This window comes from Butyrivibrio sp. FCS006 (assembly GCF_000424525.1).
Taxonomy (GTDB): domain Bacteria; phylum Bacillota; class Clostridia; order Lachnospirales; family Lachnospiraceae; genus Butyrivibrio.
Map to the genome: position 1 here is coordinate 545,489 of NZ_KE384204.1, position 14,180 is coordinate 559,668.

Genomic DNA, 14,180 nt, shown 5'->3' on the forward strand with positions numbered 1-14,180 from the left:
ACATGCAAGAAGTTATTAAGATTGGCGGCGTAAGCCTTAATTTCAAACACTACTCAGGGGTTGATCTCTACAGCGACGGAGCTATCGAGAACGACCTTCTTGATATTGTCAAAAAATACAAAAAAGAAGAGTACCAGAAGGTCATCGAGGAGCGCAACAACTGGCCCATCATGTACCACCTCTCCGACCAGCGTGCAAACATTGTCGAGTGGATCCCCATGGACAAGCGCGCCAAGGTCCTTGAAGTCGGCTCAGGCTGTGGCGCCATCACAGGCATGCTCGCTTCCAAGGCAAAAGAGGTTGTGGCCTGCGATCTTTCCCGCAGAAGGTCAGAGATCAACGCAACCCGTAACGCTGACTGCGACAACGTCACCATCCACGTGGGTAATTTCAGGGACATCGAGCCTGACCTTCCCAAGGACTTTGACTACATCTTCCTCATCGGCGTTTTCGAGTATGGACAGGGCTACATCGGCACTGACAGCCCCTACGAGAAGTTCCTTCGCATGCTCAAGAGACACTTAAAGAGAGGCGGAAGGATCGTCATCGCCATCGAGAACAGGCTGGGACTTAAGTACTTTGCCGGCTGCAAGGAAGACCACCTGGGCAGCTACTTTACAGGCATTGAAGGCTATTCACCCGACTCAGTTGCAAGAACATTTAGTAGGAACGGACTCATCAACATCTTCAAGAAATGCGGAATGAATGAGTACCATTTCTATTATCCATATCCTGACTACAAGTTCATGTCTCTTTTGCACTCGGATTCCTACACCCCCAAGTTCGGGGATCTGCAGGACAACGTCCGCAACTACGACCAGGACAGACTTGTGCTCTTTAATGAGAAAAGAGCTTACGAAGACCTTGTGCGTGAGGACATGTATCAGGAGTTCGCGAACTCTTTTGAAGTAATACTCGGACCCGGCTTTGATACCATCTACAGCAAGTACAGTAATGACCGCGTGGATGAGTTCAAGATAAGGACCGACATCGCGATTGATAAAACAGGTCGCAGAGTCATCCGTAAGTTCCCGCTGACCGAAGCTGCCAAGGAGCATGTTTTCGGCATTCGTGACGCATACTTAGGACTTCGCCAGAGGTTCCAGGGAGGTGACCTCGAGATCAACGACTGCTCAATTGACGATAAACTTGGCTGCGCCGTTTTCTCTTTTGTCAACGGAGTGCCACTGGCATCGCTCCTGGATGAGTGCGTTGACAGGGACGACCCCGACGGGTTCTTCGCGCTGGTTGGCGAGTACATCAAGAGGATCAGTTACAAAGAGGATTATCCCGTTTCGGACTACGACCTTATCTTTTCCAACATTATGGTCAACGGCCCGATCTGGACTATAATAGATTATGAATGGACCTACGGTAAGTGCATTCCGGCCAAGGAACAGGTCTGGAGGGCGCTCTACTGCTACAGATTAGAGGATCGCAAGCGCGAGAAGTTCGACCTAAAGCCGCTTTACAAGAAGCTTGACATCACCGAGGATGAGGCAAAAGAGCTTTTGGAGGAAGAGTATCAGTTCCAGAAGTATGTGACAGGCAATCGCAAGTCAATGGTTGAGCTTTGGAAGGCTCTTGGCAGAAAGACTATCGTGCCAAAAGAATTGCGAGGCGGCGCTGAGGCTGCAAGACCGGACGACTGCGTTCAGGTCTATCTCGATGAGGGAAATGGCTACTCCGAGGATGATTCCTTCTTCCCGGAGGAGGTTTATGATGACAACAACATCATCAAGCTGGATCTTCGCATTTCCGATGATTGCAGAACTGTCCGCGTGGATCCTGCATTTGCACCATGCATCGTGACCATCAAGGATGCGCTTTGGAATGGCAAGGCAATTTCTGATTCGGGTTGCGACATTGACATCCATCCGGTTAATGGTCAATGGATTTCCGATGATACATTTGTCTTTAATTCTGAGGACCCGAATATTGAGTTTGGGCTTATGAGTCAGAAGCTGAACATGCAGGCAAGGAATCATTTGGAGCTGACGCTGCTCACAACGCTGATTCCAAGAAATGCAGCGGATGCCATCGCCGATTCTCTTCACGAGGAAGAACCTGCGCCACAGCCTAAAAAGGGTGGTAAGAATCTGATCAAGAAGATCGGCAAGAAGATCATAGAAAAGCGCGAAGAGCGCATGTATAAAGACGAGGAGTGGGATTAAGGGGATATGCTTAAAGGTCTGGTAAAGTCAGGGCTTGTGAAGAAGAGCACAACTAAATACAACAAGGTATTGGCCAGCAAGTCTTCAGCTTATGACAAGTGGCAGCACGCCCGGGAAAAAGAGCCTGTGGTCATGGCCACTGCACCTGTCATGTATGAACAGGGTGAGAACGGGGAAATGGTACCCCACAAGCTCCCGGACCCTACTGTCAAAGTGATCCCCTACGGTAAAGTATGGGAAGTTCAGGACAACGAGGGCGATGACAACGTGGTCTACCTCTTTGTAAGTCCCAAGGGCAAGCTCATCAAGAAAGCTGCCGAGGTTGTCAGACAGTACTTTATCGCACATCCGGAACACAACGTAGTTTACGGAGATGAGGACGAGGCTTCCACCAATGGAAAATACATTCATCCGTATTTTAAGCCTGACTGGTCTCCTGATTCATATCTGAATGCCTTTTATATAGGCAGTTTTTTCGCATGCAGAGCCAAGGCCATGCATGCATCTGCAAAGGAATACGATAACGCAGTTAAAATGCTGGGCGGAACGGCAAACAAACGCGGCAGTGTAGAACAGGCGGGGCTGGAGGCATCTCTTTTGTCTGCAGACGTACTATTCTGCATGCTGGCGATACATGAGCACGCCTTCGCCAAGAGAACCGGACTGGAGTTTCCGATTGGACATATCAAGCAGATACTGTTCCACAGAAGCCCCGAGCAGGACGTCTTCTATGGAAGGAGCTTCCACTCATCAAGGCATATGCTCCTTGCACCGGCAACTGTAAGTATCATTATTCCATCCAAAGATCACCCCGAGGTGCTGCAGCAGTGCCTTAATTCAATAATCGAGACCACCGGTGATGACAACATCAAGTACGATATTGTCATTATTGATAATGGTTCAAATGCAGCAAACAGGGTTAAGTACGGCGTTTATGCTTCCAGGGCTCCGCGTAAGAACGGCCTTGTGAAGATCAACTATATCTACAAGCTCCAGGATTTTAACTTCTCCGTTATGTGCAATCAGGGAGTTAAGAACTCCACCGGAGAATATCTTCTTTTCATGAATGACGACATTGAATGTGCCAAGGAAGGGTGGCTTCGCGAGATGCTATCTCAAGCGCAGCTCCGTCATGTCGGCGCGGTTGGAGCCAAGCTGATTTATCCGGATACGGACCTTATCCAGCATGCGGGAATTGCCAATGTCAGACGTGGTCCGGTGCACAAGCTTCAGAAGATGCACGATAACAAGAGTCATTACTTTGGATATAACAGAGGAATTCACAACATGATAGGCGCTACGGCTGCATGTCTTTTGGTAAGCCGCAAGAAGTTCCTTGATGCAGGTGGATTCCCGGAGGACCTTGCAGTAGCTTTCAACGATGTGGATCTGTGCTATTCCATTCACGAGAAGGGCTACTACAATGTCTGCTGTAATCATATTTATCTCTATCACCACGAGTCCCTGACAAGGGGCCTTGATAACCTCGATCCCAAGAAGATGGAGAGGCTGGCAGTGGAGGGCGATACCCTTATGACAAGGCATTCGCATCTCTACAACTGGGATCCTTTCTACAGTCCGCATCTGACTGAGGACGAGACTATTTCGGCAATTATTCCTCGCGAGGATTACACTCCTGTTGAGGAATTGCCATACGCGACTGCAACCATCCATGAGAAGGGCATCCGCGGCGCAAGAGAGGACCAGTGCCTGCGCGTTGGCTGCGAGTACAACGGCACCATGGACAACTGGCTCTACGGCGTAACTGCCAAGGGCCATGATGAGGGATATTTCCTCAAGGGCTACAGCTTTGTCATTGGTTCTGATAATGCATGCTTTGAGAAGAAGCTTGTGCTCAGACAGATCCAGAAGAGCCCTGACGGCTCTGTTGGACCTACAGGCCCCAAGGTATACAGCTTTGTGCCTTATGTCTGGTACAGGCCTGATATCCGTGTGAGACTGAGTGACCAGGTGAATGTGGACCTGACAGGCTACAAGCTCAGGATCGACAAGAATACACTGCCTCCGGGATATTACCAGATCGGAATGCTGGCGATTGATAAGACCAGTCGTTTGAAGCTCATCAACTGGGTGCCGAATGTGATTAAGATAAAGGACGCAAGGAAGTAAGAATGGAAGATAACAAGAACTTTGATTATAAAGCTGCATATGAGAAGGAGAAGCTGAAGACTGCGGACCTGGCCGGTCGTATTGCAGAGTTAGAAGATAAAAACCAGGAGCTTGAGTTTAAGCTGAATCGTATCAAGAATAATCCAATCTGGAAGGCTTCAACACCGGCGCGTAATGCAATGCACTGGGTGATCAGGCAGAGAGATAGGATCAGAAATCAGGGATCCCTTCGTGGAGTCATCGCCAAGATCAAGTACAAGCAGATCGAGAAGAAGGCCATGACACACTATGGAACAGAGAGCTTCCCGAGCGAGGAGACCAGAAAAGAGCAGGAGAGCGCTGTATTTGAGAAGATGCCTCTTATATCAATTCTTGTTCCTCTCTACAATACTCCTGAGAAATTCCTCCGCGACATGATTGAGTCTGTGCTGGCGCAGACCTATGGAAACTGGCAGCTGTGCCTTGCTGATGGATCAGATGCTGAACATATCGGGACTGTTGAGGCAATCGTCAGAGAATACCAGAAAGACCCACGTGCAATCAGAATAGATGCCAGATGGAGTACACCCGGAACCGGTGTTGATTCTAATGCAAATTCAAGTGCCGAAGAGGACTTTTGCCGTATTAAGTATCAGAAACTTGAGAAAAATGAAGGCATCTCTGGCAACACAAACCATTGCCTGGAGCTTGCAGAAGGAGAGTATATAGGTCTTTTCGACCACGATGATATCCTTCATCCGGAAGTTCTGTACTGGTATGTGAAGGCAATTAACGAGGAGAATGCAGACTACATCTACTGTGATGAGACCACCTTCAAGGGTGATGACATCAACAAGATGATCACCATGCACTTCAAGCCTGACTACGCGATTGATAACCTCAGGGCTAACAACTATATCTGCCATTTCAGCGTGTTCAAGAGAACGCTGCTTGATGGAACAGAGCTCTTCAGGCCTAAGTTTGATGGAAGTCAGGACCACGACATGATCCTGCGTCTTACTGACAGGGCGCAGCACATCGTGCATGTGCCAAAGCTTCTCTACTACTGGAGGAGCCATGCCGGCAGCGTTGCATCAGACATCAATGCCAAGCCTTATGCGATTGATGCAGCCAAGGGCGCTGTGGCAGATCATCTGCGCAGACACGGTTATGACCACTTCAAGATAACAAGTACAAGGGCTTTTGAGACAATCTTCAAGATCACTTATGAAGTTCAGGGAACACCTAAGATTTCCATCGTGATTCCCAACTGTGAGCATAAGGAAGATCTTAAGAGGTGCATAGATTCTATCTATGAGAAGTCCGTTTATGATAATTACGAGATAATCGTTGTTGAGAATAATTCCAAGGGCAGCGAGATCCGCGGATATTATGAGGAACTGGCAAACGGTGGCCTTAAGGACATCGTCAAGGTTGTTGACTACACAGCTTACAAGACTATGGCCGGTGGCGATGGCAAGGATAGCGGATTTAACTACTCAGCGGTTGTTAACTATGGTGTTAAGAATTCTACCGGTGAGTACATAGTTCTTTTGAACAATGATACACAGGTTATCACCGTCAACTGGATGGAGGAGCTTCTGATGTACGCCCAGCGTGAAGACGTGGGCGCCGTCGGAGCCAAGCTCTACTTCCCGGATCGCAAGATCCAGCACGCCGGCGTTGTGCTCAGGCTCGGCGCCCACAGGACCGCTGGGCACTCCCACTACGGTCAGGCCGGCATGAACCTGGGTTACATGGGACGCCTGTGCTACGCACAGGACGTCAGTGCCGTAACCGGTGCATGCCTCATGGTGAGCCGTAAGAAGTACGACGAAGTCGGAGGCTTTGATGAGGGCTTTGCTGTAAGCCTCAACGACGTGGACTTTTGCCTTAAGCTCCGCCAGGCCGGATACCTCAACGTATTCACGCCTTTCGCAGAGCTCTACCACTACGAATCATTGTCCCGAGGCCTTGACCTCGAAGGCAAGAACGCCGCTCGATACGAAGGCGAGTCCGAGCACTTCCGCACCAAGTGGAAAGAAGTTCTCGACAAGGGCGATCCTTACTACAACCCGAACTTCTCTCTTGACCGCAGCGACTTCTCGCTGAATGTTGAGGGGTATTCAAGCCTGAGAACACAGTAGAATCTGGTTATGCTATAGATATAATTAATGCATTTCAGGTAGGATGGATGTAACAGATAAAACACCCGGATTTCAGGGATTAGCGAAAGTGATTCGTATCCCCGGCATCCGGGTATTTTTGTATCTATATTTATATCTATATTTGTATTTATATTTGTATTTATATTTGTATCTATATTTGCATCTATGAAATCAGCCTGAATTATTACTGTCCTGATCCAAATTTCCTTCCCGGACAGTAGTATTGACAGGAGATTACACAAGCACCTACTGTCTGCAGGAGTTTTTTAGACAAGGACAGTAAGGAACTTGCCTGAAACTGTGAACTGCCTACTGTCCAGAAGTGAAAAAAGCACAGGGACAGTTAAAAATGATTAGAAATCTAGTGTTAGGTTGAACTAACAACATGATTCGTAAGAAAAAGCTACTGTCTATAAAGAAAAATAAGAAAAGGACAGTAGCACTCCCTGTATAAATGGTTATTTAATACACATTTAATGACTGCTGGCCATAATCTCCATGGCAGCTGAAGCTGCTGCGGTAAAAGAATTATCGAACCTCTTTCCTGCAGGGACAACTCTGCATTCTGATACATTCCTGGGATTATCCGTTACATATAATTCCAAGACAACCTACGTAGTCAAGGAAGGCAAGAATAATATTGCCCTTTCCGTTACTTTGCTGGATCGTGATAGCTCCGGAAGGTCCTCTGACAACGAAGAGTGATGATGCCGGCGGAAAATCACATCACAAGGCATAGCTGACAGCCTCATTGGTTGGAATTGATTTTTAAATTACATAACAAAGATTCTCTATTTGAAAATTAGTTGGAAATTGCAAAGACTTTTCAGGGCCATAGGTCAAGTAAATTTGATGCCTAGCTCTTTTCCTGCATCACAAGAACGGGCCTACGGGTATCATGTGATGAACTCCCGGAAAAAACGCCGAAAGGTCTTTTTGCAAATTCCAACTAATTTTTGTATGGAGAAGTCATGTGGGGTGGTCGAAATTCCGTTTCCAACCAAGACTGTCATATTAAGGTCATTGTTATGTGCCTTCCCAAAAAACCACCCTCCAAACCATCCCACCAAGGGATATTTCCCTAAAAATCCCCCATCACCTGTGCTAAAATAGTAAATATAATGCAACACATTTTTACTGGGAGGTTTCTTATGGCAGAGAACGTAATTTTTTATTTTTCAGGCACCGGCAACTGCCTGGATATCGCAAGAAATATAGCAAAGGGAATCGGTGGCGCAGACCTTGTAAGGATCAAGAAGGGCATGACAACCACTGATGTTACCAGCGCCAAGAAGGTTGGCTTTGTATTCCCGTGTTACGGCGGCGGAGCACCGGAAGATGTCCTTAAATATGCTAAGCAGATCAAGGTTAGCCCCGGTGCTTACACCTTTGGCGTAACTTCCTGCGCAGCATACAAGGGAACTGGTCTTTCAAGGCTTAACAAGATAATTCCTCTGAAATACTGGAGCGTGATCACACATCACTGCAGCTGCATCTGGCTTTTCCCGCATAACCTGATGATGCCACGTCTATCAGTGGGAGAGGCAGAAGCCAGAAGTAAGGACCTTGCCAGAATAATAGCCAATGACGTAATGGCAGGTAAGACAAAGAGAAGACCCGGCTTGAACATCTTCAACGCCATAGAGAACGCGGGATTTTCCAAGATTCTCCAGAAGAAGGCTGGGGAATTTGAGGTTAACGACAACTGCATCGCCTGCGGACAGTGCGCTAGCATCTGTCCAAGAGGCAACATCAAGATAGAGAACAACAAGGCTGTCATCGGCACAGACTGCACACAGTGCCTTGGATGCCTTCAGTACTGCCCGAGGAACGCCATCTCCATCGGCGACGTTTCCAAGAAGCGTGAGCACTACCACAATCCACATGTGAAAGCTGCAGAGCTTGCACAAGGCGCAGAGCATATCGGCTAAGAAAGTCAGTTGTGAGTCAGTGGGGCCGGTTCAGTTTGGTGAGTCAGTGGGGACGTAACAGTTTGACTCATTTTGCCATGACAAAATGAGTCAAACTGTTACGTCCCCACTGACTCACCATTATCTCACTTATTGCAAAAGTATCGCTACAGAGATATAATTATAGTATCTCTACAGCGATACTTTTTCTTTTTATGGAGGCCATGAAATTGTTAATCTATCACGGCTCAGAGAGCATCATATATAATCCCATCTTCGGACATGGAACTTCCGCCAATGACTATGGCAGGGGCTTCTATTGCACGGAAGATCCCGAACTGTCCAAGGAATGGGCATGCAAGAGGAACAAAGACGGCTTCTCAAACTGCTATGAACTAAACACAAAAGGCCTTAATATATGTGACTTAAATGGCGGAGATTACAGCATCCTCAACTGGATGGCACTCTTGACCAAATACAGAGGTTACTGGCAGCGCAAGAGTATAGCTGAGGATGCCAAGGATTTTCTGCAGGAAAAGTACCTCATTGATATTTCGAAATTTGATGTGATCAAGGGCTATAGAGCAGATGATTCCTATTTCTCTTTTGCCCAGGATTTTATTATGGGAACTATATCAGTACAGAAGTTGTCAGAGGCCATGAGGCTTGGAGGACTGAACGAGCAGATTGTATTAAAGAGTAAAAGAGCTTTCGACCAATTGTCCTTTAAATCCTATGAAGAAGCTGAAGCCGTTGTGTACTTCAATAAAAAAGAAGCAAGAGACCTAAACGCCAGAAGAAGTTATCAGGAAATCAGGCCTTCCACAAACAGGCTTGATGAGATTTACATTTTGGATATCATGAGAGGAAATGTGAAGTATGAAGAACTACGCATATTCTGAACTATATCTTCCGCTTGCTCAAAGGGTTATGGGCGACATGTACGACTACGCCGTAAATACCATTGGCATGAAGCTCCATGAGTTCCACGAGCTTTTCATGATCAGCAAAATGGCAGATCAGTTTGAGATAGGCAATTCCACATATGTCGCTGGCAAGAATGGCTGTGAAGTGGCAAGGGAAGTCATAGAAACATGTACGGATCTGCACATAGATAAGCCTGATGAAATGCACGTTGACAAGTCTCCGGAGTACTGGACCGGTTGGGCGCTGGCATATTATCAGTGGATATCAAATGTCAGATATGCAGATATCGACAGATGCGTTCCAATCGATACCATACGCGGGATGTATAAGACTCTTCATGAAGCAGATATTACAGTATTCGTCGACATGATGGATAAGAGCCTGAGGGAGCACAGAGAAGATTCACGGCTAAAGAGACTTCGCGCTTATGCAGGCTTGTCGCAGCGTGCACTTGCAGATAAATCGGGAGTTCCCTTAAGGCAGATCCAGTTATTTGAGCAGGGGCAAAGAGATATCACCAAGACGCAGGGGCAAACTCTGCTTCAGCTGTCCAGAACATTAGGATGCAGCATGGAGGATTTGTTGTGACTCACCCTGCATTTCATGGTATAATTACATAGTGCAAAAACAGCATGTTTATTTAAGGAGGAAAGGTAATGAGTGAAGCTACAAAGCAGCTGGAGTACTGGCTGAATGACGACTATTTTGATCAGGAAACAAAAGATGAACTTCTTGCTATCCGCAATAACGAGGCAGAGGTTGAGGATCGTTTTTACAGAGAGCTTGAGTTTGGTACCGGTGGACTCCGCGGGGTAATCGGAGCAGGAACCAACAGAATGAACAAGTACACTGTAAGAAAGGCTACACAGGGCCTTGCTAACTATATCAAGAAGCACGGCGGACCTGACGCTCCAAAGAAGGGCGTTGCCATTTCTTATGACTGCAGAAGATTTTCACCCGAATTTGCTGATGAGACAGCTCTTTGTCTTGCTGCAAACGGAATCAAGGCTTATGTCAGCGATATCTTAAGACCTACACCCGAGCTTTCATTTGCTCTTAGAGAGTTTGGCTGCATCGCAGGTGTAATGGTAACAGCATCACATAACCCGCCTGAGTACAACGGCTACAAGGTATACTGGGAGGACGGCGCACAGGTTACACCTCCTCACGATACAGGAATCATCGACGAAGTAGTAGCCATCACTGATTACCATGACGTTAAGACAATGTCCAAGGAAGATGCCATCGCTGCCGGCCTCTATGTTTCTTTTGGCGAGGAGATCGATGACAAGTACATGGTTGAGCTCAAGAAGCAGATCATCCACCAGGACGTTATCGACGAGATGGCTGACAAGTTCACCATCGTATATACACCTTTCCACGGCACAGGTAATCTCCCTGTTAGACGTGTTCTTAAGGAGCTTGGATTCAAGAACGTATTTGTTGTTCCGGAGCAGGAGCTTCCTGATCCCGACTTCACAACTCTTGATTATCCTAACCCCGAGGATCCCAAGGCATTCGAGCTTGCTCTTAAGCTTGCCAAGGAGAAGGATGCAGACATCGTGCTTGCAACTGATCCCGATGCCGACAGACTCGGTATTTATGCAAAAGACCTTAAGACCGGCGAGTACGTTGCTTTCACCGGAAACATGTCCGGAATGCTCATCGGTGACTATATCTTAAGAGAGCGTCAGGCTACAGGCACAATGCCCGCTAACCCTGCGTTCGTAACAACAATCGTTACAACCAACATGGCCAAGGCAGTTGCTGAGAACTACGGCCTTAAGTACATCGAGGTTCTCACAGGCTTTAAGTACATCGGCGAGCAGATCAAGCTCTTCGAGCAGAACGGCCAGTGCAACAACTATGTATTCGGTCTCGAGGAGTCCTACGGATGCCTCGCAGGAACCCACGCAAGAGATAAGGACGCTGTTGTAGCTGTTATGATGCTCTGCGAGCTCGCTGCTTTCTACAAGAAGCAGGGCAAGAGCGTTTGGGACGCTATGATCGATATGTACAACAAGTACGGCTACTACAAGGAAGGGCAGTACGCTATCACCATGAAGGGCAAGGAAGGCGCAGAGCAGATCGCAGCCCTAATGGACAAGCTTCGTAACAATCCTCCCAAGAAGTTCGGCCAGTGGACAGTTGAAGAGTTCCGTGATTACAAGACTCACAAGACCATCGACATGGCAACAGGCAAGGAGGGCGACACAGGACTTCCAACCTCCAACGTTCTTTACTTTGCGCTTGATAACGACGCATGGTGCTGCGCAAGACCTTCAGGCACAGAGCCCAAGATCAAGTTCTACATGGGCGTTAAGGGAAAAGACCTTGAGGACGCAGCTAAGCTCCAGGACGAACTTACAGAGGCAGTAAAGAGCTTTATCTAAAGAAATTATAGGGGGCATTTTGAGTCACTGGGGACGTTTCAGTTTGACTCATTTTGCTAAACAAAATGAGTCAAACTGAAACGTCCCCAGTGACTCAAAATGAAACAAACCCCAATGACTCAAAAAATATAACTACAAGGAAGTAATAACAACATGTCAATAAAAAATGCGGTCTCCAAGACAATAGCATACGCGAAGCGCAATGGTGTCAGGGCCGCATTTTTTGCTGCCATTGAGAGAGTTTCCGACAACCGCAAGGATAATTACACCTTCACACCACTCTCCGAGGCGGTCCTTGCCGAGCAGAAGAAGGAGTACAAGATGCTGGCGCAGGCAGGAGACCTGGTGCGCTTTAGCATCGTAGTTCCGCTCTACAACACTCCCGAGAAGTATCTCAAGGATATGATCGACTCTGTTATCGCTCAGACCTACGGAAACTGGGAGCTGGTCCTTGCTGACGCTTCAGAAAGACCTCTTGATGTGGCAAAAGAGTACGCGGCCTCTGATCCGCGTATTCGCTATTATCACCTTGATTCCAATGCGGGAATTTCCGAGAACACTAACCGCGGCCTTGAAAAGGCGACCGGTGATTACATAGGTCTTTTAGACCATGATGACACCCTGACCCCTGATGCGCTCTACGAGGTGGACAGAGTCATCAGAAAGAGCATGAAGACCAACAAGCTGGTCAAGTTCTCCAGTTGTCCGCTGCGCCTTATCTACTCCGATGAGGACAAGTACGACGACCATTCGGGCAGATACTACGAGCATCACGAAAAGCCCGCTTTTAACATGGACTATCTCATGTCCAACAACTACATCTGCCACTTCACAGTCATGAGGGCAGACATAATAAAGAGACTCAAACTCAGGAAGGACTTCGACGGCGCCCAGGACTACGACTTATTTCTCCGTGCCTGCGCAGAAGCCACTCTGAACATGCCACTGGCAGCAGGACAGATCGCACATGTAAACAAAGTCCTCTACCACTGGAGATGCCACGATGCTTCAACCGCCGCCAATCCCGGCAGCAAAGACTACGCCTATGACGCAGGACGCCGTGCTCTTCAGGATCTTTCGGATAACTACAAGCTAAACGCCACAGCAGCGCAGCTTAAACATGTCGGTTTCTACAGACTCAATTACGGCGAAGATGTCTTTTCCCAAAGAGGAGACCTTGGCTGTATCGGCGGCAAGATAATTGATAAAAAAGGAAGAATCTGCGGCGGAATGTACTTAAAGGACGGAACGCTTGCTTATGACAGGCTCCCGGAAGGCTTCTCCGGTGGTCTCCAGCACAGAGCAGTGCTCCAGCAGGACGCTTACGCAGTTGATATCAGATGCCTGAAACTAAGGGACGAACTGATCCCGGTATTTGAAGAGGTGACGGGCAGACAGATAGATGACACATTTGGCGACCTCTCCCGCGAGGATATACGGGACATGAGCATTAAGCTGGGAAGCGAAGTCAGAAAGCGCGGCTTCCGCATCATGTGGGATCCGCAGATCATAAAGAGGGTATAAGCTATGGGATTTTTGACAGTAATAATACCTAACTACAATGGGAAAAAATATCTCGGCGACTGCCTCAGGAGCCTGGAGAAGCAGACTTTTGTTGCCTTCGACGTCATCATCGTCGACAACGGCTCCACGGACGGAAGTGTTGAATATATAAAGGAAAAGTGGCCAAACGTCGAGCTCATCGAACTGGGCGAGAACACCGGCTTTGCAAACGCAGTGAACGTGGGCATCAAGGCGGCTGATGCTGAGTATGTCTTTTTGCTCAACAACGACACCATGTGCGATGAGTACGTACTTGAGAGGCTCATCAAAGTCATGGACAATAAGAAAAAGCTCTTTTCCGCACAGGCTAAGATGCTACAGATGAAAGAGCCCCACAATATCGACGATTGTGGAGACCTCTACTGTGCCCTGGGCTGGGCTTTCACACCGGGGAAGGATGCGGATAACAGCCACTTTAGCCGGAGGGAGTCCATAACCAGCGCCTGCGCAGGTGCTGCGATTTACAGAAAAGAGTATTTTGACAAAGTCGGATACTTCGACGCGGAGCACTTCTGCTACCTCGAGGACGTGGACATCGGATACAGAGCGCGCCTTAAGGGCTTTGCCAACGTTATGGAGCCGACAGCCATCGTCTATCACGTAGGCAGCGGATCCAGCGGCTCAAGATATAATGCCTTTAAGGTTGAGCTTACGGCGGCCAACAACCTGTTCCTTATTTATAAGAACATGGCTGCGTTCCAGCTCTTTATCAACTTTATTCCGATCTGCATCGGTATCGCCATCAAGCACGCCTTCTATGCCAGAAAGGGCCTGGGGAAAGCCCACATAAAAGGTCTTCTTGGCGGTTTAAAGAAGATTGCAAAGTTCGCAAATCACCGCGTGATCTTCGGCAGAAAAGAGATCATCAATGCATTTAGGCTTCAGATCGAGCTCTGGGTAAATATTGGTCGCAGAATCATGAATGTGTGATATAAT

The 14,180-nt window shown here is 47.8% G+C and carries 10 protein-coding genes; all 10 read left to right on the forward strand.

What is annotated here, in order from left to right; genetic code table 11:
- The first annotated feature begins 2 nt into the window (after window positions 1-2).
- The 10 genes from G633_RS19805 to G633_RS0113745 all read left to right on the forward strand — a co-directional run bounded on the left by G633_RS19805 (window position 3) and on the right by G633_RS0113745 (window position 14,174).
- Window positions 3-2,174, forward strand: a complete 2,172-nt coding sequence (locus G633_RS19805; RefSeq protein ID WP_081664787.1) for a class I SAM-dependent methyltransferase — start codon at window positions 3-5, stop codon at window positions 2,172-2,174.
- A gap of 6 nt (window positions 2,175-2,180) precedes the next feature.
- The gene (locus G633_RS0113705) at window positions 2,181-4,304 is read left to right on the forward strand and encodes a glycosyltransferase family 2 protein (RefSeq protein ID WP_026520267.1); all 2,124 of its coding nucleotides are present in this window, start codon (window positions 2,181-2,183) and stop codon (window positions 4,302-4,304) included.
- A gap of 2 nt (window positions 4,305-4,306) precedes the next feature.
- The gene (locus G633_RS0113710) at window positions 4,307-6,430 is read left to right on the forward strand and encodes a glycosyltransferase family 2 protein (RefSeq protein ID WP_026520268.1); all 2,124 of its coding nucleotides are present in this window, start codon (window positions 4,307-4,309) and stop codon (window positions 6,428-6,430) included.
- A 519-nt stretch (window positions 6,431-6,949) separates the two neighbouring features.
- Window positions 6,950-7,156, forward strand: a complete 207-nt coding sequence (locus tag G633_RS0113715; RefSeq protein ID WP_026520269.1) for a hypothetical protein — start codon at window positions 6,950-6,952, stop codon at window positions 7,154-7,156.
- A 446-nt stretch (window positions 7,157-7,602) separates the two neighbouring features.
- The gene (locus G633_RS0113720) at window positions 7,603-8,382 is read left to right on the forward strand and encodes an EFR1 family ferrodoxin (protein WP_026520270.1); all 780 of its coding nucleotides are present in this window, start codon (window positions 7,603-7,605) and stop codon (window positions 8,380-8,382) included.
- A gap of 203 nt (window positions 8,383-8,585) precedes the next feature.
- Entirely contained in the window at window positions 8,586-9,263 is a 678-nt protein-coding gene (locus G633_RS0113725; protein ID WP_051200225.1) for a DUF3990 domain-containing protein, read from the forward strand.
- Window positions 9,241-9,876, forward strand: a complete 636-nt coding sequence (locus G633_RS0113730) for a helix-turn-helix domain-containing protein (RefSeq protein WP_026512423.1) — start codon at window positions 9,241-9,243, stop codon at window positions 9,874-9,876. The genes G633_RS0113725 and G633_RS0113730 overlap by 23 nt, the downstream gene beginning before the upstream one ends.
- Window positions 9,877-9,944: 68 nt before the next feature.
- Complete coding sequence (locus tag G633_RS0113735; RefSeq protein ID WP_026520272.1) at window positions 9,945-11,681, forward strand: phospho-sugar mutase; 1,737 nt, start codon at window positions 9,945-9,947, stop codon at window positions 11,679-11,681.
- Window positions 11,682-11,834: 153 nt separating this feature from the next.
- Window positions 11,835-13,205, forward strand: coding sequence for a glycosyltransferase family 2 protein (locus G633_RS19470; RefSeq protein ID WP_051200227.1), 1,371 nt, complete (start codon window positions 11,835-11,837; stop codon window positions 13,203-13,205).
- Window positions 13,206-13,208: 3 nt separating this feature from the next.
- Entirely contained in the window at window positions 13,209-14,174 is a 966-nt protein-coding gene (locus G633_RS0113745; protein ID WP_026520273.1) for a glycosyltransferase family 2 protein, read from the forward strand.
- Window positions 14,175-14,180 lie beyond the last annotated feature (6 nt).

What these genes read in the sequence shown, in the direction of transcription:
- G633_RS19805 (WP_081664787.1), top strand. Translation starts at nt 3, where the DNA reads ATGCAAGAAGTTATTAAGATTGGCGGCGTAAGCCTTAATTTCAAACAC.
- G633_RS0113705 (WP_026520267.1), top strand. Translation starts at nt 2,181, where the DNA reads ATGCTTAAAGGTCTGGTAAAGTCAGGGCTTGTGAAGAAGAGCACAACT.
- G633_RS0113710 (WP_026520268.1), top strand. Translation starts at nt 4,307, where the DNA reads ATGGAAGATAACAAGAACTTTGATTATAAAGCTGCATATGAGAAGGAG.
- G633_RS0113715 (WP_026520269.1), top strand. Translation starts at nt 6,950, where the DNA reads ATGGCAGCTGAAGCTGCTGCGGTAAAAGAATTATCGAACCTCTTTCCT.
- G633_RS0113720 (WP_026520270.1), top strand. Translation starts at nt 7,603, where the DNA reads ATGGCAGAGAACGTAATTTTTTATTTTTCAGGCACCGGCAACTGCCTG.
- G633_RS0113725 (WP_051200225.1), top strand. Translation starts at nt 8,586, where the DNA reads ATGAAATTGTTAATCTATCACGGCTCAGAGAGCATCATATATAATCCC.
- G633_RS0113730 (WP_026512423.1), top strand. Translation starts at nt 9,241, where the DNA reads ATGAAGAACTACGCATATTCTGAACTATATCTTCCGCTTGCTCAAAGG.
- G633_RS0113735 (WP_026520272.1), top strand. Translation starts at nt 9,945, where the DNA reads ATGAGTGAAGCTACAAAGCAGCTGGAGTACTGGCTGAATGACGACTAT.
- G633_RS19470 (WP_051200227.1), top strand. Translation starts at nt 11,835, where the DNA reads ATGTCAATAAAAAATGCGGTCTCCAAGACAATAGCATACGCGAAGCGC.
- G633_RS0113745 (WP_026520273.1), top strand. Translation starts at nt 13,209, where the DNA reads ATGGGATTTTTGACAGTAATAATACCTAACTACAATGGGAAAAAATAT.